The organism is Thermosulfuriphilus sp. (assembly GCF_054026695.1).
This window is the reverse complement of the sequence record NZ_JBPMLP010000038.1, coordinates 1-21,072: the sequence shown is the minus strand read 5'-3', so window position 1 is coordinate 21,072 and position 21,072 is coordinate 1. Positions and strand designations below refer to the sequence as shown.

Genomic DNA, 21,072 nt, shown 5'->3' with positions numbered 1-21,072 from the left:
GATTAAGAAGGGTAGAGATGATATCGGCATAGGTGGAAGGTCTTCCCAAGCCTCGAATTTTCATCTCACGAATGAGACTTCCCTGGGTAAAGAGGGGAACTTTGGAAATCTTTTCCCACCTAAGTGGCCTTAAGACTATCTCCGCCGATTTAAGTAGACTAAAGGTGGGCCAAAGAAGTTCAAAACCCGAGACGATAATTTTGGTGACCACTGTCTCTTGCCAGGAGTAGGCGGGTAGAGAAAAGCTGAAGACGGCCCTCTCTATCCGGGCTGGACGCATCTGACTGGCCATAAAACGGCGGAATATAAGATCATAAAGGGAAATAGCCAATTTGGGCTCCCTAAGATCCAGAAGATCAGTCGCCAGAAGATGACTGATCCTTTCTGGAGGATGGGGTTTGGTGGGCCGAATGGCCTCATGGGCCCCCTCGGCAGAGAAGGCCCGGGGATAAAAAAAATCCTTCCCAAAGGTCTCTGCAATGTAGGCCCGAGCTACCTGAAAACGTCCATAATCTGAGACCCTAGTGGAATCAGTCCGGTGGTAAGTAATGAGCCCAGCCTCAAAGAGCTCCTGGAGGATGGCCATGGTCTGCCTAGCCGAAAGCCCCAAGCGTCGGTGGGCCTCCTCAAGGATAGCGTCAGTAGTAAAAGGAGGCAGTGGCTGACGGTCTTCGACCACCTTTTTCTCAAGTTTAATCTTAGCTTGGGCCATTTTTTTAAAGATCTCTCGGGCCAGAACCAGATCATCTATCTCCAGGGAAAACCTCTCTCCTCCAAAAAGATACTCCAGACGTGCCTTTTTCTTTTTGGCCACCCGAACCCGCTCGATAATCCAACCCAGAACCGGGGTTTGGACTCTGCCAGCCGAAAGACGCCTCCGACCCAGGGCCTGCCAAAGACGACGCGAAAGGCCAAATCCCACCCAGCGGTCCAAAATCCGACGCGTCAGTTGGGCCCTGACCCTGGGAAGATGGAACTGGCCGGGATTCTCCAGGGCCTCCTTAAGGGCCCTGGGGGTAACCTCGTGGAACTCCACCCGAAAGACTTTTTTCTGGAAAGGACGGACAAGGGCCCTAAGATCATGGGCTATCTTTTCTCCTTCGGCGTCTGGATCACTGGCCACCAAGACCTCATCAACCCAGAAGGCCAGACGTTGAAGACCAGAGACCAACGTGGCCTTATCCCAGAGTTCAGCCGGCGGACAACGGCTGAGTTCCTCCTGATCAACAAGCTCTTCTCCAGTACTACGGCAGACTTTGATGGTATCAAACCAGGGCAGGAAGTAATCTTTTTCCCTGATAACCCCAAAGATTCCCTTACGACGGCAGAGATTAAGAATGTGCCCCAGACTAGCAGTCACCAGAAGGATCCTTCCTTCAAGGGGAATTTCGTAAGCCAAGGCCTCGCCGATCCATCTTTTGGCCGGACGCCCAAAAAAAGAGGCAATGGTTCGGGCCTTGTGAGGGCTTTCTACCACCACCAGGGTAACCTTGAGAATCTGGGAGGACCAAGCACCGGAAGATACCCTAGCCCGATCATGGTCGATCTCCCGGAGAATCCCTTCCAGATCAACAGAGGAAAAGGGCTTAAGAGAGATGGCTTGAGGAAGAAAACCAAGGCGTCTTTTCAGGCTGGCCAAGGCCCGAGGCTCCCAGGTGAGGACTAAAGAAAGGCCCCTGGTAAGGCCAGAAACCGTAAGCCGGGAGACCCTTCCTGTAGCCTGGAGATAGGTGGTAGTATCAGCAACCACCAGAAAGAGCCCCTCAGGCCTCTCTTCAAGAAAGACCTCCTGACTCTGACGTAAGCGCCTCAAGAGACTCTGGTCTTTAAGGAGCCCTTCAAGATATTGTTTGATCAGCACAAGGCGTTCTTTTATCTTCGGATAACGCTCAATTTGTTCTTCTTTTAGGCCCAGGTAGCGTCTGAGGAAGGCCGCATCTGTCAAGAGTCGGACCCGATCATCATCTTCGAGAATAGGCATAAGGGCTTTGAGGATTCCCAGTAGGGAGGCTGGCGTAAGGGACAATTTGGTGGGAAAAAGGTGCTTAGGGACCCCAAAAAAGATCACATAACGCAAGATCTGGGGAAGATCTATCCCCCGGACGAGAGGGTTTGTCGGATGGGCTAGCCCCAAGGCCAGGTCAAAATTACCCTCAGAAAGACGTTGATAAAGCTTCTCCGGTGAAGTCTCAAGATAGGAGACTAAGGAAAGCCCGGCCGAGCGGAGGCGGTTTGTCAGATATTCAAGAAACTCTCTTCCCAGCTCAGAGGCCACCAAAAGAATTCCTCCTTGTCCAAGGCGTTTGACCAGCCCTGGCAACATTTCAAGGGCCTCTTGGGGAGAGGGTACCTCTAAGTAGGTATCTTCAAGGCGCCTGAGAGTAATCGTTGCCTGATGGACATCAAAGCCCAAAAGGCGCTGGAAGAGAAGGACTCTGCTGGTCCTTGGCCTAAGAGTGGCTGAGGAAATAATCAGAATCCGGTCCTTAGTCCTCTTTCTGGCCTTCTCTAAAAGGCGCTCCTCTCCAGGAGAAAGCCTCAATTTTTTGGCCAAACTGATTTCTCGGTCCTCAAAGCCTAAAAGTCGGAATAGGAGATCTATCTGGGAGGAACGTCTGAGGAAAGAATCGACATCGTCAACAAAGACAAAGCGAAAAGGGTAAGAAGAGATAAGAGGAAATTGGCGGTAGAAAAAGGCTGTCGTCCCCACGAGTATGTCAAAATTTCCCTCACAAAGGTCTTTCTTATCTTGGTTACGGCTCTGGTAAATAAGGATCCGCCGCCTGAGACCAGTCGATCGGGCCATCTCTTCAAGGCGCCGCCCCAGTTGATCTGCCAGGAGCCTAGTGGGTGTGAGGACCAAGGACCTGCCAGAGCCAAAGAGTATGGCTGCCAACCCAAAAGTGGTCTTTCCTAGGCCTGTGGGGGCGACAATAGCCAGGGATTCTCCTAAAAAAAGCCGCCGGGCCCAAGATAGCTGGAGATTTGAGGGAGGAACTCCCAAGGCCTTTTTAAAGAAGAGGATAAATTCCGTCTCCTCTCTCTGGGCCAGACAATAGGGCCAGAGGCCCTGAAGTTGGCCCCGATCAGCAAGCCTCTGGCAGACATTACCTCCTTCCACTGGAAGACAGGTCTGACAAGGAAATCCTTTGACTAAACGATTATCGGTTATCGGACCGCTACAGTTCGGACACCCCCTGGCCAAAACAAAAAGCCCCATCGTGGACCTCCTTATAGGCCTTCTAGATAACACACTTGAGTCCCTATAAGAAAACTTCTTACAGTCAAAACCCTGACAGGGTGGCGTCAAAAAACCGACCCGTTCGGGAAAAGCAAAGAACCATTTGAGGTATGATTTTAAATAAAAGAGGCTGTTTAAGGAGAAGCCAGACCTGGCATGCATACTGCTTTATCAGCTCTCAAAGTCAGGCACCCAACAGCCCCTTAAAGAGCGGGGCGTCTCCCCCCGCCCCGCTCGCCTCCCCCTTACCTCCCAGACTTCTCAGAGGTGTTTGTCTTTGTTGGCAAACCTGTTTAAAAGAAAAGACTATGGCCTTTATAAAGTTTTTAGGGACAGCTGGGGGACGTTTTGTGGTTGCTAAACAGCTTCGTTCCTCAGCAGGAGTATTTATCTCTCACCAAGGAACCTCTCTCATCCTTGACCCTGGACCAGGGACCCTGAGCCGGTGCGCCCGGGCTAGACCAAGCATTGATGTCCTCAAGTTAGATGGGCTGATCCTCAGCCATGGTCATCTTGATCATGCCAATGACGCCAATATTCTCCTTGATGCCATGAACCAAGGAGGCCTTAAGAAGGCCGGAACTCTCTTTTGCCCTCGAGACTGTCTTGAAGGAAATGATCCGATTATCCTTCGCTACTTAAGGGCCAATCTGGAACGTATTGAAATCCTGAGCCCGGACAGAGACTACCAGCTTGGTAGCATCCGCTTTAGGACCTCGGTGAGACATCATCATCCGGTAGAGACCTATGGGATCATCTTTGACTTTTCAGGAAAAAAGATCGGTTTTCTGGTAGATACTGCCTATTTTGAAGGACTGGCCTCAAGTTATAGGGGGGTCGATATCCTGGTTATCAATCTTGTCCGCTACCATCCTCCTCGAGGCTACCGACTAGAACATCTCCATATGACAGATGCCAAGAGACTCATTGAGGAGATCTCCCCCCAGAGGGTTATCTTGACCCATTTTGGGATGACCATGCTTCGAGCCAAGCCGGATAAGGTGGCCGAAGAACTCTCCTGGGACTGTGCCATCCCGGTAACTGCGGCCAGGGATGGATTTCATTTTGAGCTTTAGCGGAGGAAACATGAAGGCCTTAGAGAAGATCAGACAATGGCTCAGGCGCCACGGTCTGGGAGCCATCCTCATCCGGGGGCCGGAAAACCGGCGTTATCTATCAGGATTCACCCCTCAAGACAGCTCCATAACCGAATCCTCAGGAAGTCTCCTTATTACCAAGAAAAAGGCCTATATCCTGACCGATGGCCGCTTTGTTGAGGAGGCCCAAGAGACAAAGCCCGCCTTTGTCCCGATCATCCTTAAAAAGGATCTTTCTCAAGAACTTCTTCGGATTCTTAAAGAAGAAAAGATTGAGAAGATGGCCTATGAAGAAGCCTACGTAAGCTGTGCCTTTAAAAAGGCCCTTGAAAGGAAGCTCCATGGAATAGAGCTTTTCGGTTGCCAAGGTGTAGTCGAACGACTACGAGAGACCAAGACTGACCCGGAGATAGAAAAAATCCGCCAGGCCCTAAAGATAGCCGAAGCAATCCTAAAAGAGATTATTCGGGAGCTGAGACCCGGGATGACCGAAAAAGAGGTGGCTTGGAAGATTATCGAGGCCAGCTGGAGGCTGGCCGAAGGGCCGTCCTTCCCGCCTATTGTGGCTTTTGGCGAAAATGCAGCCCGGCCCCACGCCGAGCCTGGTCTCCAGAGGTTAAACCCCGAGGACCCGGTCATCATTGATATGGGGGTACGATGGCAGGGATATTGTTCAGATATCACCCGCAGTCTCTGTCTTAAGCCAGACGAAAGGTATCAGAGGATCTACCAGATCGTCAGGCAAGCTCAGAAGGAGGCCATCAAAAGCCTTCGGGCCGGAGTCCCAGCCCGGGAGGTGGATAAGGCCGCCCGCAGAATCATCAAAAAAGAAGGCTTTGGGGAATATTTTGTCCACTCTTTGGGGCATGGAGTAGGGCTTGCCGTTCACGAGGCCCCGGCCCTTTCGGCCCGTTCTCGCCAAAAACTCAAAGATGGGGCCGTCGTCACCGTTGAACCGGGGATCTACATACCCGGCTGGGGCGGGGTAAGACTGGAGAACATGGTCGTGGTAAAAAAGGAAGGAGCCAAAGTCCTCAACCAGCTCCCCTAAGGACTTTATTTGTAACTCTCCTCGACCAGGGAAGCCTCCTCATGTTACCCCTCAAGGGCATTATCCTAGATACAATTTATAATTTTACGTATTTAGGATAATTTAAATTTTAATTACCTTTTAGACGATAATTCCATACAAATAAAGGTGATCAAAGGTTAGTTGAAAGATCTGACCTTTTAAAGTTAGAAGAGAGGTAAGATTTTGAGCCTAAATTCACATGCAACGAACTTGGCTTTTTAGCATTCTTTTGATCCTGGCTCTTCTTTTGGCCTCTCCGTCCCTGGCGGGCAAAGATATCTGTTCTCCCTCCGGACAAGAGGAGATAGCCTGCCAAGAACTCCTCTTTCTGGATGTAGCTGAGGTGGCTACAGGCTATATCCAAGAACGCTCCCTAGCTCCGGCTACGGTAACCGTTATCTCTCGAGAAGAGATTCGGAACATGGGAGCCCGTAATCTTCTCGATGTGCTAAGGACCATCCCTGATCTGGAGGTCTCCCTTGACAGTATCGGCCTTCCGGTAATCACCATGAGAGGTATAAACTCCTTCGGGAGCAAAAGCGTCAAGTTCCTGGTCAACGGGCATTCGGTAAACAGTCCCATCATCGCCGGGGGGACCTTTTTCTTCTCCGATCTTTCGGTAGAAGGAATTGAGAGGGTAGAGATAATCCGAGGGCCGGGATCGGCCCTTTATGGCTCCGATGCCTTTGTCGGGGTGGTCAACATTATCCTATCTTCCCCAGGCGCCCCAACCGTATCTTACCGTCGCGGCACCTTTGACTCCGATGAGGTCTTTGCTTCCGGAAGTCGGAGGATTGGCTCGACCAAACTCTGGGGAAGCTTTACCTACCGAGACAGCAATGGGGCCAGCCTACTCATCCCTAAGGATTATCTCAGCGACGATCCGGTCAACCAGTCTGTCTCCCAGGCCCCAGGCCGAAGTCAGGAATGGTTCCGGCGCTGGGAGCTCTATGGCGGCGTCCGTCGGGGGCCCTTTAAATTTGAGGGCCAGTATCTCGATCACGCCGACGGCGGATACTATAACTTCAGCGGAGCGGTAACCAAGACCAACAGCACCAGACCTACCAGAAAGCTCCTTTGGGGGCGCCTTCGCTATGAGGATCATCTCGGACCCTTTGAGGCCCGGCTTGGCCTTTACGCCAGCCACCTCTGGTATAAACATTTTCTCGACTATTATCCCCCGGGAGTCACCATTAAGGGGACCACTTATCCCTATGGATGGCGAAGGGAAAGGAGGGCCCAGATCAAGGAGCTGGGGCTTGAGGGCCGCTTGACCAGCCGCCTTGGTGGCCATCGACTCACTCTGGGCCTTGAGGCCAACTCCAGCGAATTAACCAACGTTCGCACCCGAAGCAATTATTGTCTAACCTACAACTTCCCTTATCTAAGAGATGTTCCCTATCCCTGGATAGAGAAGGCTGATCGCTTCTATTCCTCCCTCTACATTCAGGAAGAATGGAGTCCGGCCTACTGGGTTCGCCTTACCCTCGGAGGCCGTTATGACCATTACGACGATTTCGGTGACGACACTAGTTTTCGGGGAGGACTAGTCATTAATCCCACCCCAAAGACCTTCATCAAGCTCCTCTATGGTCACGGATTCCGGGCCCCGTCCTTTTGCGAACTTTATCTGCGAAGCTGTGTGGAATCTCCTCGAACAGGAAATCCTAATCTTGAAGCCGAGCATATGGTCGCCTATGAGCTGGCCATTGAGTACCTTCTTAAAAGGGATTGGTCTGTAGCGGCCACCTTCTTCCGCCAAGACTACGATGACCTCATTATGGTTAACCCCCAGACAACCTTTTTTGAAAACATGGGTCAGGCCCGGACCGTGGGGGTTGAGCTGGAGGGAAGGTTTCGCTGGGGCCTCGGACGTTTTAATTATCTCAAGGTCAACTATTCCTATCAAGACAGCCGCTATAAAAACGACGACCCCCTTGTGGGGGTGGCCCGAGAACTGGGAACAATCATCCTCAACTGGCGCCCACAGCCAAAGATAAACTTCAACCTCACCTGCAATTACGTAGGCAAACGGGCGGGGACTGACCTCGGGGCCTATTGGCTAACTGATTTTACCATCAGGTTTCTCAGGCCTTCCTGGGAGGCCAGCCTTTCTGTCCACAATTTATTCGATAAAAGCTACCGTTATCCGGATCCAAACGGCCGTTTCCCTGACGATTTCTTGCGTCCAGGGCGAACGATAGACTTCCGGATCAGCTGGACCTTTTGATGAAGATAAAGGCCCTTTTCCTCGGAGTCCTGGTGTGCCTCATCTGCTATCAGGCCGAGGCCAGCGAGAGAAAAGCCCTAATAGTCTACCGAAAGGACGTCCCGGCCTATGAGAAGATCGTCTTTGAGCTCACGGAGGGTTTTAGGGGTAAGGTTGGGCTTCTGCCATTGACCGCCCCGGAAGAGGATTTCCTGGAACAGCTAGAAGGCTTTAGGCCCGGCCTGATCATAGCCTTAGGGGATCTGGCCTCTTATGTCTGTCGGCAGATGGACTCTCCAAAGATACTCCTCTTTGTCTCTAACCCCCTGATTATCCAACACAGCCATCAGAGAGGAGACTGCGAGATCAGACTCTTTGCCCCTCCTTCTCTCATTTTAGAAGTGGTCAAAAAGACCTTCCCAAAGATAGGAAAAATTGGCCTCATCTACACCGAAAAGAGCAGACCTTATTATCAGGAGGCCGAAGAGGCTGCCCGCCGGCTAGGGATATCCTTACTCGCTCGAGCAATAGGTCCCGAGGAGGTCATCGAGGTCTTACCCGAGGTGATCAAACAATCTCAGGCCTTTCTGGTGATCCCAGATCCCCTCCTTCTTCGCCAAGCCATCTTTGAAAAGATCGTTAGGCTGGGTTTTCTTTATAAAAGGCCTATTATTGGACTTTCCAGGAGAAGCGTTAAATTAGGGGCCCTGATTGCTGTGGAGTATAGCTTTGATGCCCTTATTCCGGAATGCCGAAAGGTTTTAAGAGAATACCTTAAAACGGGGAGGTTTGATTGCCCCCAGATCCCTTACAGGATCCAGATAAACGAAAAAACCCTCGATTTTATGGAAATAGAGCCTAAACTCTCTCCCGAGACAAAGGTTTTTCTGGATGGCCGCAATCTTTAGGAGCCTGCGAAGTAACAGTTGCCGTACCAAGCTCTTGATGAGCTACCTGGTCTTTCTGATCGCTGGCTCTGTCTTCTCTATTATCTTCACCCCTTATCTTTTAAGGAAACAGGCCAATATCCTGGTCGATCGCATGGGGCGCTATATCCTACATTATCTCAACCAGCCGGCCGAAGTAGCCCTTCTGACCGGAATATCAGATTATCTGGAGACTCCCATCAAAGGACTCTTTAAAGACGAAAGTGTCCTTGGAGTGGTCATTTACGGGAAGGAAGGCCAAGTCGTCTATGTTAAGAAGAAACTTAAATATAAAGATCCGGTCCTCATGCTTGAGGACTTCAAGGATGAGGAAAATACCGTTGATTATTTTGAACCTAAACTAAGAAGAATCCGGCTCTTTATCGAGCCGGTCAAATCATCCCCTCTGTCTGTGGAACTCACCGAATCGCCTCCAGAGCTTTTAGGCTTTGTTCGGGTGGACGTTTCTCTAGAGCACTTTCTTGGCTATTATAAAGAGTTTTTAGTAGTCGTCATCCTTACTTATTCCTTTCTGGCCGGTCTGGCCGCCCTTCTGGCCTATTACCAAGCCCGTCAAATTGCCTCCCCTTTAAGGCGTCTTGTCGAAGGGGCCCGGAGACTGAGGGCTGGAGATTTCGACGTTCGAGTTCCAGAGGATAACGTCACTGGCGAGATTGCCGAACTCATCGAGACCTTTAATAACATGGTCGAAGACCTTCGGCGGCGGGAAGAGGCCCTTAGGGAGAGCGAAGAACGTTTCCGGACGGTAGCCGAATTCACCTATGACTGGGAGTATTGGCGGGCCCCAGACGGGGGTTTTATCTACGTCTCCCCAGCCTGTGAACGGATTACTGGCTATCCTCCCGAGGCCTTCTTGAGGGATCCAGAACTCTACAATCGCATCATCCACCCGGACGACTGGCTTAAAGTACAGGAACATCGACAGGCCAAACGCAATCCCCAGGGTGAGCCCGAGGAGATAGACTTTCGGATCATTCGGGCCGACGGAACCGAACGCTGGATTGGCCACGTCTGCCAGGCAGTCTATGGCAAAGATGGCCGCTATCTGGGAATAAGGGGAAGCAATCGAGATATCACCAGCCGGAAGGAGCTTGAAGAACGGATCCTGCGAACCCAAAAGATGGAATCCATCGCCAGGTTGGCCGGGGGGGTGGCCCACGATCTAAACAATCTAATGACTGCTGTCCTCGGCCAGGCAGAGCTCCTACGCCTAGCCCTACCGGAAGACTCTCCTCTGGCTGACCGGGCCGATAAGATTATCACCTCGGCCATGCAAGCCAGCGGCCTGGCCCAACAACTTCTGGCCTATGCCAGGGGCGGCAAATACGCCCCTAAGGTCATAAATCTCAACCAGACGGTCAAAGATGTGATCAAACTCAACGAACGATCCATCGGCCATAATATAGAGCTTGAGGTAGATCTGGAGCCTGACCTTTGGCCGGTCTATGCCGATCCTTCCCAAATGGCCCAGGTGGTCATGAATTTGGTAATCAATGCCGTGGAAGCCATGGAAGAGGGTGGGAAGTTGATCATCCGGACCTTTAACAGCTCCCTTGACACTCCCTGTGGAGACATATCTGCCGGTCGCTATGTCATTCTGGAGGTCACCGACACTGGCCACGGGATGGACAAAGAGACCCTGGGCAACATCTTTGAACCCTTCTTTACCACCAAGTTTACCGGCCGCGGACTGGGGCTAGCTGCAGTCTATGGAATAGTTACTAATCATGGGGGCTATATCCAGGTTGATTCCAGCCCGGGCAAGGGGACTTCTTTCTTCGTCTATCTGCCGGGACTTGATCCTGAAGCCACCGCCAATGAGACTGCCGCTGAAATTGAAGAAAAAGAACAATACACCTGCCGTATTTTGGTCATAGACGATGATCCAGCTGTGTTAGAAGTTATCAAGGAATATCTGGAGCCCTTTGGATTTATCGTCGATACTGCTCAAAATGCCCGAGAGGCCCTTTACCTTGTAGGCAAAAAGCCAGCTCTCATCCTCCTTGATATTGCCATGCCAGAGACAGACGGTGTGGAGCTTTATCCCCTCCTGAGAAAGGCCGTTCCCGAAGCTAGAATTATTATTTGCACCGGTTACTCAAGCGACGGTCCGGCCAAAAAACTCCTCTCCCAAGGGGCAGATGGTTTTATTCAGAAGCCCTTTACCCAAAGGCACCTGATAAGCTTTATCCGTAAACATCTACGCAACTGCCACCTAAAAAGGTGCCTGACAAAGGGGAAGGTTTTTTACTAAAATAGGTTATCCCACCCAGAGAGGAGGTTTTGGAGATGACCAGAGAAGACCTTCCCGAAATACCCCCGGAACGGATGGATGATCTCCACGGCCTTGAATGGGTTGAAGAGGCCGATCTTATCCTTTTTGTGGCCGGCAACCAGTTCATGGTGATGCCAGAGTTAATGGCAGCCTTTAAGGAAAGGCATCCAGAAATCAAACGAATCTTCTATGAGACTCTGCCCCCCCGGCTTGAGCTCAAGCAAATTCTGGCCGGCGGAGCCAGGTTTGGCGGTCAGATAATTACCGCCAGGCCAGATGTCTATGCCTCAGTATCCCTTGAGGGTATGAAAAGGCTTGAAGAGGCTGGTCTTATCGAGAAAGGAAGCTATTTTATCTATCTTCACAACCGGATTGTCCTCATGGTCCGGGAGGGGAATCCCAAAGGAATAAAGACAATAGCTGATCTTGGCCGCGAGGATATCCGCCTCAGCCAGCCCAATCCGGAGTTTGAAGACATCGCCATCTACATTCTGGAGATGTATCGCGAGGCCGGCGGCCAGGCCCTAGTGAGACGGATCATGGAGGAAAAAGTCAAAGAGGGAACTACCCTGCTCACCGTGGTCCACCACCGGGAGACCCCTCAGCGCCTGGTGGATGGAATCTGTGACGTCGGTCCGGTCTGGGCCACCGAGGTTATAGAGGCCCAGCGCAAGGGGCTACCATTCACAATGATCGATCCTCAGGCCCCACTTGATCAACGAGATAAAGTCAACTACTACATCGTTGCCCTGAAAGAGGCCCCTCACCCTGAGGCCGCTAGGAAATTTCTGGATTTTATCAAAACCCCCCTTGCCCAGGGGATCTATGCCCGGTACGGTTTTGTCCCCGAATTTAAAATCGGCTAGATAATCTCCGGACAAAAGACCTAGGCGGATCGATGTTTTTGGGTTATCTTTTGCAAAATTGTAAATTCCAGTGATATTAGAACCATGTCTATCAGTGCTCGAAAGAAAATATATCGGCCTCGGTCTCACTCCCAACGGGAGGTAGAGGAGATAGCCTGCCTTTACGAGATCACCAAGGCCCTTTCTTCTTCGCTTGATATGCGCGAGAGTCTATCCCAGGTCTTGGCTATCCTGGCCGAGAGGATGGGGATGAGTCGGGGCACGATCACTATCATCAATCCTTATACCTCTGAGCTCCAGATTGAGGTTGCCCATGGTCTTTCAGCCGAGGCCAGACGACGAGGCCGTTATAAAATTGGAGAAGGTATTACCGGCCGGGTGGTGGCCACCGGAGAGCCCATAATTGTCCCCAAGATCAGCGAGGAGCCCCTTTTTCTTAATCGGACCCGTTCTCGAGGCAATATCCGGCGTCAGGAGATATCATTTATCTGTGTTCCAATCAAAGCCGGTCAAAAGATCATTGGGGCCTTATCAGTAGACCGTCTCTTCTCGGAGGAGGTTTCTCTGGAGGAAGACTTGCGACTGCTGACGATCATCTCCGGTCTGGTAGCTCAGACCGTCTCTAATCTTCAGGCCATCCAGGAAGAAAGGGAACGACTTCTTTCGGAGAACCGCCGTCTGCGAAGGGAGCTGGAAGAAAAATACCACGTCGACAACCTTATTGGCCGTTCTTCTAGGATGCAAGAGGTCTTTGAGATGATTCATCGGGTGGCCAAAAGCAACGCTACGGTTCTTTTAAGGGGTGAATCAGGCACAGGTAAGTCTCTAGTAGCCAAGGCCATCCACTACAATAGTGCCCGGGCCGGCAAGCCCTTCGTCACGGTAACCTGTGCAGCCCTCCCAGAGAGTTTGCTCGAATCCGAACTCTTTGGCCATGAAAAGGGAGCCTTTACTGGGGCCAACCGGACCAAACGGGGGCTTTTTGAGCAAGCCCAGGGGGGAACCATCTTCCTGGACGAGATAGGAGAAATCTCTCCGGCCGTCCAGACCAAGTTGCTCCATGTCATTCAAGAGAAGGAGTTCTACCGAGTAGGAGGCTCTCAGCCCATTCGTTGTGATGTCCGCATTATTGCGGCCACCAACAAGAATCTGGAAGAGGCCATGGCCACTGGGGCTTTTAGAGAGGATCTTTATTATCGTCTGAACGTCTTCCCCATCTATCTACCGCCCTTGCGTGAACGACGAACAGATATTCTCCTTCTGGCCGAACATTTTTTGGAGCGCTACAGCCGGGAACACCAGAAATCCATCAAGCGCATCTCTACCCAGGCGATAGATCTCTTGATGCAATACCACTGGCCAGGCAACATCAGGGAACTCCAAAACGTTATTGAACGAGCGGTTATCGTCTGCGATGAAGAGGTTATCCGGAGCTATCACCTTCCCCCTACCCTTCAGACCAGAAGTAGCAGTAATACAGGCTCGGTGAGGTCTTTAAGTGCGGCGGTGGAGAATCTTGAGAAAGAATTGATCATCGAGGCCTTGAAAGAGACCAAGGGAAATCAAAGCCAAGCAGCCAAGCTTTTGGATACCAGCTTGCGGATCCTCAACTACAAGATCCATAAATACGGAATCAATCCCAAAGATTTCCGTGTCCCCCGTTAACTTTAGGATTCTGCCCCATGACCAACAACCTCTCCTCAAATATCTCTTGGGAACAACCGGAGCTCTTTCCTGAGGTGGCCACTAGGCCAAGGATCATCCCACGCCCCCAGCATCCTATTTCCCGCAAGGACATTGATCGCGAGGCCCTTAAGGTTCTTTATCGCCTTAAGGGAGCCGGCTATCTAGCCTATCTGGTGGGAGGGAGTGTCCGGGACCTTCTCCTGGGCAAAAGGCCTAAGGATTTTGACGTCGGCACCGATGCCCGGCCGGAGGATATCAGACGCCTATTTCGCAACTCCCGGATAATTGGCCGTCGGTTCCGTCTGGTTCACGTCTTCTTCAAGGGAGGCAAATTCATTGAAGTGGTCACCTTTAGAGGACGGGACGAAGACGGTGAGGAGCCCTGGTGCGACCAGAACACCTACGGGACCCCGGCCGAAGATGCCTTCAGGCGGGACTTGACCATAAACGCCCTCTTTTATAACATCGCAGACTTTTCCATCATCGACTATGTTGGGGGGATGGAGGACCTCCGTCAAGGCATTATCCGGATCATTGGAGAACCTAATTTCCGCTTTATTCGCGATCCGGTCCGAATGATGCGGGCCATACGTCATGCAGCCAAGACGGGATTTTCCATCGAAGCGGCTACCTATGAGGCCATCTGCCGGCAAAGGGCCAAGATTCGCCTCTGCTCTCCCATGAGGGTAAGGGACGAATGGCTTAAAGACCTCCACGGCGGATGGGCTGCTCCCTGGGCCCGATTAATGTTTGAGACTGGGTTGTTCGAGGAGATCTTTCCGACCTATGGACGTCTGTTGCGAGAGAGTCCAGAGACTAGAGACCTTCTCTTCCGGCTCCTCGACCTCTTGGATAGAGATATAAGCGGCGAGAAAGGTCTTGATGATGCTAGCAAGATGGCCCTCTTTGCCTATCCTTATATCTCTAACAGGGAGAGGCTCAACCAATCCGTTCCCAGACGTCCTCGTTCTCCTCTGGCTGAGGTAAGGAGATCCCTAGCCGATGTGCTCTATCCCTTTGATTTTAAACGGGCCTTATTTGAAGAAACCAGCCAGCTTCTAGCAGCGCTGTGGCCCCTTAAGTTTTATATCTATCGCCAGGATCATGTACCCCGACGCCTGAGGAAGAAGAGCTACTTTGGCCGGTTATGGCACCTTTTTGAGCTCATAAAAGAGGCTGAAGGTGGAGCTCAGCTCCTTATTCGTCCCCCCAGAAAAAGACGCCGGCGTAAGAAAAAGAAGGGTTCGTCCATCTCATCAGAGGCTACCCAAGAGCTAAGACATAGCCCTCATTAATCCTTGCTCGTATGACAGACAAAACAGCCACACTGAGAATTGGCCACCCCAGAGCTACAGGCCGAATAATCCCAACGAAGCATATCCGGATACGGGCTTCCATGGGCCCGATGACAGGAAAGACACATCACCTGATCACTGCCAGGGGTGACTAAGGAAGAAGGAGCATTCATGCCCGATAGGGTGCCCGGATTTCGAGCCACTGGGGCCATGGGATTGTAAGGACCGACGGTAATCCCATCCTGAGTATTATAGAGGGCGTATTCCCCGCTTGATGGCAGGGGGATGCTACTTGGATGTCGCAACCATGGGGATTGGCCATTGCCATCGGCCGAATTGTGAGTTCCGTGGAAATAGCCGTGACAGCCACCACAGAAGTGGCTGATAGAGTTATCAGGAGTGCCATCAGCATTGGCGCAACCGTTATATTCGTTGTGGTCCGAAGGACCTACAGTAAATTCCCAATCCGCATCTTCTATACCCTTTACTCCCAAAAGGGGATCGGGATGATTACTGGAGACCAAAAAACGATACCAGCCCCCAGACTCACCTACTACAGGGCCCGAATCATCAGCATGATGGGCCGGTTTATGACAGCTTTCGCAGGAAGAAATGCGGCTATGGCAGGAATCACAGCTGCCACTGGCCCCTGGAGGATAGACATTCCAGCTGTGACAGACAGAGCAGTTAACCGGACCCGATGGCCCATGATGCCCAGGAGCATCATTCAGGTTAGGATCAGCAGACATCCCCGGAATAGCCAAACAATTGTGCCCCTTGGTGGCATCTTGAAGAACCCAGTAAAAATTCCCCCCAGCCAAGGTATTGTTTCCATAAATCGGACCCGTAGGATCATAGACCTTGGGAACCTTCTGTCCAGCAACATTAGTACCCGTATGGCAACCAACACAGTCGTCGTTTAACAAATAGGCATTAACAGAGCTAGAAACGAGACTCCCTCCTTGAGAGTTATGCATGGTATGACAATCAGAACAAACCCCAGAGACCCGAGCCCCTGCTGGAAGGCTAGAGGTTAGAAAGATTAACAGTCCCACCAGAAGGACGATCCTTTTAAACATCTCTCCCCCATTTTAAAAAATCTCTAATCTAAATATCGATTAACATCCTAAACACCTTTAAATCTCCCCTTCCATTACTACACTTTTCTTTACCGAAATCTTTTTAAGAAATTCCTTATATGTATAAATTTTGATAAATTTACAAGAGAGGAATGTCAATATTTGGTGAGTCTAGTGACAAAAATTGAGGAACATTAGAGAAAAATCTTAATAAATACCTGTGTTTTTATATAATTATCTATAAATATCAAAAATAAAGTATTAATCAACAAAGTTGGTTTGGGATAGATCATTTGGTTCTGAAGAAGTTTAGATTACAACTACTGAATCTAAACAGATGGATTCTGAAGCGGGCATCAAGAACCCTCAAGGTCCCTTGTCCTGAATTTGTTCTTTATAAACTGATTACTACTGAGGCAAGGAGGTCATTTTCCTTTGCTCTGAGGGTTTTTATATAGTAAAAAGCTTTTTAGTAGAAAAATCTTCAAGGAGTTTTTTATGAGAAAGGTTAAGCTTGGCGACACGGTAAGTATCCACTGCACGGGGCGTCTTGAAGACGGGGAGGTCTTCGAGAATACCGAGGGTGGAGAGCCTTTTGAGTTCGAAGTTGGCTCTCCGGAGATCATTCCTGGACTCTCTGAGGCGGTAATTGGTATGAGCGAAGGGGAGGAAAAAGAGGTTGTTCTTCCCCCAGAGAAGGCCTATGGCCCTCGGGACGAAAGGCTTATCCGGGAGATTCCCCGCAGTGCCTTGAGCGAAGATATCAAACCTGAGCTGGGAATGGTCTTGGGATTGGTAGTAGAGACAGAGGCTGGTCAGATGCAGATTCCCGGCCAAGTGGTGGGCCTCAGCGAGGAGAGCTTTACGCTGGATCTCAATCCGCCCTTGGCCGGAAAGACCCTTCATTTCAAGATCCGTTTGGTCAAGATTCACGAAGAACCTTCGATGATCATCCAGCCCTAAAGGTATTGGGGGAAGTATTCCCCCAATACCTAGCTTGAGGCCCTCTTTTTGATCTTCTCAAGGATTTCGGGATGCATTCCAAAAGAGTGGTCTTTATCAGGAAAGGCCCCTGAACGAACCTCGGCTACATAGGCCGAAAGGGCCTGACGGGCCTTTTGGGCCAAATTGGCATAGGCCTTGGCAAAACGGGGTCTGAAACCTTCAAAAAGGCCAAGGAGATCATGAAGGACAAGGATCTGGCCATCAACAAAGGGACCGGCCCCTATCCCGATAGTAGGGATAGAGACCATTTGGGTAATGAGAGCCGAAAGTGGAGCCGGGATACATTCCAATATCAGGGCAAAGACCCCAACTTCTTCCAAAGTTCGGGCGTCTTCAATGATCCTTAAAGCCCCTTCTTCATCTCGCCCCTGAACCTTAAAACCTCCAAGACTCTGGGCCGTCTGAGGAGTGAGGCCGATATGGCCCAAGACGGGAATCCCTGCCCTGACCACCGCGGCCACAATTTCGGCCATCTCCTGCACTCCTTCTATCTTTACTGCTGCACAGCCGGCCTCTTTGACAAAGCGACCAGCATTTCTAATGGCCTCCTCCTTGCCCACTTGATAGGAAAGAAAGGGCATATCTCCCACCAAAAGGGCCCTTCTGATCCCTCGACGTACGGCCCGGGCGTGGTGGATCATCTCATCCATGGTAACCGGAAGGGTATTCTCATAGCCCAAGACCAACATCCCCAAAGAGTCCCCCACCAGAACTAGGTCGCAACCAGCCTCATCAACGAGCTTGGCCATCAGGGCATCGTAGGCCGTAAGGGCAACGATCTTGTCCTGGCCTTTCCTTTGGCGAATGTCTTTAACCGTCAAAGAGGTCTCCATTGGTCCTCCTCTTACTGAGACCGAGGTGTTTGTAGGCCAAGGCAGTGGCCATCCGGCCTCGCCTGGTCCGCTTAAGATAGCCGCTCTGGATAAGAAAGGGCTCGTGAAGGTCCTCCAAGGTCCTTCGGTCCTCGCAGAGGGCCGTAGCCAAGGTATCTATTCCCACTGGACCACCACCGAACTTTTCAATAATGGTCAACAGGAGGCGGCGATCAGTCCGATCAAGACCTCGTTCATCTACCTCCATAAGAGAAAGGGCCTGACTGGCCACCTTGGCATCGATAAGCGAATTTTTATGGACCAGGGCAAAATCGCAGACTCGCCTAAGAAGCCTGTTGGCCACCCGGGGAGTTCCCCTTGAGCGCCGGGCAATCTCCAGGGCTCCGCTACGGTCGATGCCCACTCCCAGAATAGAAGCCGCTCTCTCTATAATGGCCGCCAGCTCCTCTACAGAATAAAAATCTATCTTCAAGACCACCCCAAAACGATCCCTTAAAGGAGGGGAGATCAGACCGGCCCGAGTGGTGGCCCCGATAAGGGTAAACCGGGGCAGGGTAAGACGAACAGATTTAGCCCCTGGGCCCTGGCCAACGATGACATCGAGCCGAAAGTCTTCCATGGCCGGATAAAGGATCTCTTCCACCGCCGGACTCAGGCGATGGATCTCGTCAATAAAGAGGACATCCCCTGGAGAGAGATTGGTAAGGATGGCCGCCAGATCACCAGCCCTTTCGATGACCGGCCCGGAAGTAACCTTGATGTTGACGTTGAGTTCCCGGGAGACCACGTAGGCCAGGGTGGTCTTTCCTAGACCTGGATGACCATAGAGAAGGACATGGTCCAGGGGCTGGCCCCGCACCTTGGCCGCTTTAATAAAGACATAGAGATTCCTTTTGACCTCTTCTTGGCCTATGTACTCCGAAAGGCTCTTTGGCCGAAGATCAAAGTCAAGCTCATTCATGGGAAAGGGCTTTAAGGGCCTCCCTGATCACCTCTTCTAGATTCTTTGGATCCTTTAAAAGGATCCTCCCTAAGACCTCTTCCACCTCGCTCCTTTTGAAACCAAGGTTAACCAAGGCGGAGAGGGCCTCTCCAAATAGATTAGAAGAAGGAGAGGTCATCCTGGTTTTTAAACGATCCTTCAGCTCTACACAGAGCCTCTCTGCTGTCTTCCGTCCCACCCCCGGGATTCGCGACAAAAGGCCGATATCGTTGTCCAATACGGCCCGGGCCAGATCCTGAGGGGAAAGGTCAGAGACGATGTTTAAGGCCGTCCGGGGACCAATGCCACTGGTGTGTTGAATGAGGAGGAAGAGATCCCGTTGTTCAAGGTCAAGGAATCCGTAGAGCTCCAGGGTATCTTCCCGGATGGTCAGGGAGGTAAATAAGGAAATCTCTTGAGAAAGGGGGGGAAGGTGTTCAAAGTGGCCAGGGGGGACAAAGACCTGATACCCTACCCCACCAACATCTATAATGACAAATTCCGGTCTCTTATGGACCAACCTCCCCTTTAGATAGCCAATCATAGGGCCTCGAAGATAAGAGATTCAAACCGCTGGCTGAACAGATGACACAAGGCTACCGCCAGAGCATCGGCTTCATCGGCCTTTAAGGCCGAAAGATCGCTATCGGGAAAGAAAAACTTAAGGGCCTGATGGACTTGTTCTTTAGGGGCTCGACCATAGGCCGAAATGGCCTGCTTGATCCGACTAGGACTGTATTCATAAACAGGGATGCCCAAACTCACAGCCGCCAAAAGGGCCACCCCTCTAGCTTGGCCAAGTTTAAGGGCCGATCGGGGATTGCGGGAAACAAAGAGATCCTCAAAGGCCGCTGCTTGGGGTTGATATCCCTCAAAGACCTCCTTGAGGCCTTGATAGAGGATGTTGAGCCTCTGGGGCCAGGAGACCTTGGTCAGGTCAAAAAAGCCGACCTCAAGGAGCTTGAGACCGGCAGGGGTCTCTTCAACCACCCCATAGGCACAAATTCGGCTGCCGGGGTCAATACCCACTACCCGCATCAAGCCACCTTTTCCATAAGTTGGTCGGGAATGTCAAAATTGGCATAGACCTTCTGGACGTCGTCGTGTTCCTCGAGCATATCCATCAAACGCATCATCTGTTGAGCACTCTTTTCGTCCTCAAGGCGAACCGTAGTTTTAGGAACCATGGTCACCTGGGCCGAAATCATCTTGACCCCCTGAGTTTCAAGGGCCTTTTTAACCCCCTCAAAGGCCTCTGGGGTGGTAATGACCTCATACTCACTCTCCTGTTCCCGAACATCCTCGGCCCCGGATTCAAGGACGAGATCAAAGAGCTCCTCCTCAGAAATAGCCTCTCGAGGAACCACTATAAGGCCTTTTCGTTCAAACACCCAGGCCACGGCCCCGGGCTCAGCCAGGTTGCCGCCACACTTGCTAAAGATATGCCTTAGTTCAGAAACCGTGCGACGTTTGTTATCCGTCATGCTCTCAATCAGCACAGCTACCCCGCCAGGCCCGTAGCCCTCATAGGTAACCTCCTCATAGGCCTCGCCAGCAATCTCTCCCGTGCCTTTTTTGATGGCCCTTTCGATATTTTCTTTGGGCATATTCACAGCTCGGGCCGCCTGGATGGCCGCTCGAAGGCGCGGGTTGCCGCTTGGATCCCCCCCACCAAGCCTAGCAGCAACCATGATTTCCCGGATAAGTTTGGTGAAGATCTTGCCCCGTTTGGCGTCAACAGCAGCTTTTTTACGCTTTATCTGGGCCCAATGGGAATGTCCGGCCATGGGAAACCTCCTATTATCGTTGACGTCTTTTCCTGGCAAAGATATAGGTCTCCCGGCTCTCTGAGCGGGAGCTTCTGGGTTTAAAAACCTTGGTCTGCGAGAAAAGACCCTTTATATCCTTTAAGAGGTCCGGAAAATCCTCCCCTTCAAAGACCTTGACAAAAAAGGCCCCCCGAGGATCAAGGACCTCAAGGGCAATTTCCAGAGCCCTTCGGGCCAAGGCTATCTGCCGGAAGTGATCTGTAGCCCTGTGTCCAATAGTGTTAGGAGCCATGTCGCTTAAAACCACATCGTATCGGGTCCCTCCAATCTTTTCCAAAAGTTCAACGGCGCTAAGATCCATGATGTCCTTCTCAAGGGTCTGGATATTAGGTCCCCTGACCTTGGTAACCTGTTTGAGATCCACCCCGACCACCATCCCTTTAGGCCCAACCACCTCGGCGGCATATTTGAGCCAAGATCCAGGAAAACACCCAAGGTCAAGAACTCTGGACCCGGGACAGAGAAAACGGAAACGCCCCTGAGCCTCCTTAAGCTTATATACCGAACGAGCCGGATAGGCCTCAGCCTTGGCCTTTTTAAAATAAAAATCCCTGACCTTTTCCTTCTTCACAACCGGAAAATAGCCCGCCAAGATCCCTTTGACAAGAAGGCCAATGGTAAAACGGCCGGCGATCTAGGTGGAAGACAAAGAGGGC

The 21,072-nt window shown here is 51.3% G+C and carries 17 protein-coding genes; 9 read left to right on the top strand and 8 right to left on the bottom strand.

Features of this window, described 5'->3' with window-relative positions; genetic code table 11:
- A partial coding sequence (rgy, locus tag ACXJJX_RS06125) for a reverse gyrase (protein WP_456433203.1) occupies positions 1-3,220 on the bottom strand: 3,220 nt, incomplete at its 3' end.
- Positions 3,221-3,549: 329 nt separating this feature from the next.
- Here rgy and ACXJJX_RS06120 point away from each other — a divergent pair.
- The 8 genes from ACXJJX_RS06120 to pcnB all read left to right on the top strand — a co-directional run bounded on the left by ACXJJX_RS06120 (position 3,550) and on the right by pcnB (position 14,688).
- Complete coding sequence (locus ACXJJX_RS06120; RefSeq protein ID WP_456433201.1) at positions 3,550-4,317, top strand: MBL fold metallo-hydrolase; 768 nt, start codon at positions 3,550-3,552, stop codon at positions 4,315-4,317.
- A gap of 10 nt (positions 4,318-4,327) precedes the next feature.
- Positions 4,328-5,389, top strand: a complete 1,062-nt coding sequence (locus ACXJJX_RS06115; protein ID WP_456433199.1) for a M24 family metallopeptidase — start codon at positions 4,328-4,330, stop codon at positions 5,387-5,389.
- Positions 5,390-5,609: 220 nt separating this feature from the next.
- A complete protein-coding gene (locus ACXJJX_RS06110; protein ID WP_456433197.1) occupies positions 5,610-7,640 on the top strand; it encodes a TonB-dependent receptor plug domain-containing protein in 2,031 nt (676 codons plus the stop codon).
- A complete protein-coding gene (locus ACXJJX_RS06105) occupies positions 7,640-8,527 on the top strand; it encodes an ABC transporter substrate binding protein (RefSeq protein WP_456433195.1) in 888 nt (295 codons plus the stop codon). The genes ACXJJX_RS06110 and ACXJJX_RS06105 overlap by 1 nt, the downstream gene beginning before the upstream one ends.
- Before the next feature lie 37 nt (positions 8,528-8,564).
- A complete protein-coding gene (locus ACXJJX_RS06100; RefSeq protein ID WP_456433193.1) occupies positions 8,565-10,820 on the top strand; it encodes a response regulator in 2,256 nt (751 codons plus the stop codon).
- Between the two features lie 35 nt (positions 10,821-10,855).
- Entirely contained in the window at positions 10,856-11,707 is an 852-nt protein-coding gene (locus tag ACXJJX_RS06095) for a molybdate ABC transporter substrate-binding protein (protein ID WP_456433191.1), read from the top strand.
- Between the two features lie 84 nt (positions 11,708-11,791).
- Entirely contained in the window at positions 11,792-13,372 is a 1,581-nt protein-coding gene (locus tag ACXJJX_RS06090; protein WP_456433189.1) for a sigma-54 interaction domain-containing protein, read from the top strand.
- A gap of 17 nt (positions 13,373-13,389) precedes the next feature.
- Entirely contained in the window at positions 13,390-14,688 is a 1,299-nt protein-coding gene (gene pcnB, locus ACXJJX_RS06085; protein ID WP_456433187.1) for a polynucleotide adenylyltransferase PcnB, read from the top strand.
- Here the strand turns inward: pcnB and ACXJJX_RS06080 are convergent.
- Positions 14,685-15,767 carry a cytochrome c3 family protein gene (locus ACXJJX_RS06080; protein ID WP_456433185.1) on the bottom strand — a complete coding sequence of 361 codons (1,083 nt, stop codon included), beginning with the start codon at positions 15,765-15,767 and terminating at the stop codon, positions 14,685-14,687. The genes pcnB and ACXJJX_RS06080 overlap by 4 nt on opposite strands.
- Before the next feature lie 498 nt (positions 15,768-16,265).
- Here ACXJJX_RS06080 and ACXJJX_RS06075 point away from each other — a divergent pair, with 498 nt between their 5' ends.
- Positions 16,266-16,730 (top strand): FKBP-type peptidyl-prolyl cis-trans isomerase, encoded by a 465-nt coding sequence (locus ACXJJX_RS06075; RefSeq protein WP_456433183.1) that lies wholly within the window; start codon positions 16,266-16,268, stop codon positions 16,728-16,730.
- A gap of 29 nt (positions 16,731-16,759) precedes the next feature.
- On the opposite strand, the gene panB is transcribed toward ACXJJX_RS06075, so the two are convergent.
- The 6 genes from panB to ACXJJX_RS06045 are packed head-to-tail and all read right to left on the bottom strand — an operon-like array spanning position 16,760 to position 20,987.
- Positions 16,760-17,605, bottom strand: a complete 846-nt coding sequence (gene panB, locus ACXJJX_RS06070; protein WP_456433181.1) for a 3-methyl-2-oxobutanoate hydroxymethyltransferase — start codon at positions 17,603-17,605, stop codon at positions 16,760-16,762.
- Positions 17,583-18,566, bottom strand: a complete 984-nt coding sequence (gene ruvB, locus ACXJJX_RS06065; RefSeq protein WP_456433179.1) for a Holliday junction branch migration DNA helicase RuvB — start codon at positions 18,564-18,566, stop codon at positions 17,583-17,585. Before ruvB ends, panB begins: the two co-directional genes overlap by 23 nt.
- Positions 18,559-19,107, bottom strand: a complete 549-nt coding sequence (gene ruvA, locus ACXJJX_RS06060) for a Holliday junction branch migration protein RuvA (protein ID WP_456433177.1) — start codon at positions 19,105-19,107, stop codon at positions 18,559-18,561. The genes ruvB and ruvA overlap by 8 nt, the downstream gene beginning before the upstream one ends.
- Positions 19,108-19,127: 20 nt before the next feature.
- Entirely contained in the window at positions 19,128-19,625 is a 498-nt protein-coding gene (gene ruvC / locus ACXJJX_RS06055) for a crossover junction endodeoxyribonuclease RuvC (RefSeq protein ID WP_456433175.1), read from the bottom strand.
- Complete coding sequence (locus ACXJJX_RS06050) at positions 19,625-20,374, bottom strand: YebC/PmpR family DNA-binding transcriptional regulator (RefSeq protein WP_456433173.1); 750 nt, start codon at positions 20,372-20,374, stop codon at positions 19,625-19,627. Before ACXJJX_RS06050 ends, ruvC begins: the two co-directional genes overlap by 1 nt.
- A gap of 13 nt (positions 20,375-20,387) precedes the next feature.
- Complete coding sequence (locus tag ACXJJX_RS06045) at positions 20,388-20,987, bottom strand: RlmE family RNA methyltransferase (protein WP_456433171.1); 600 nt, start codon at positions 20,985-20,987, stop codon at positions 20,388-20,390.
- Positions 20,988-21,072 lie beyond the last annotated feature (85 nt).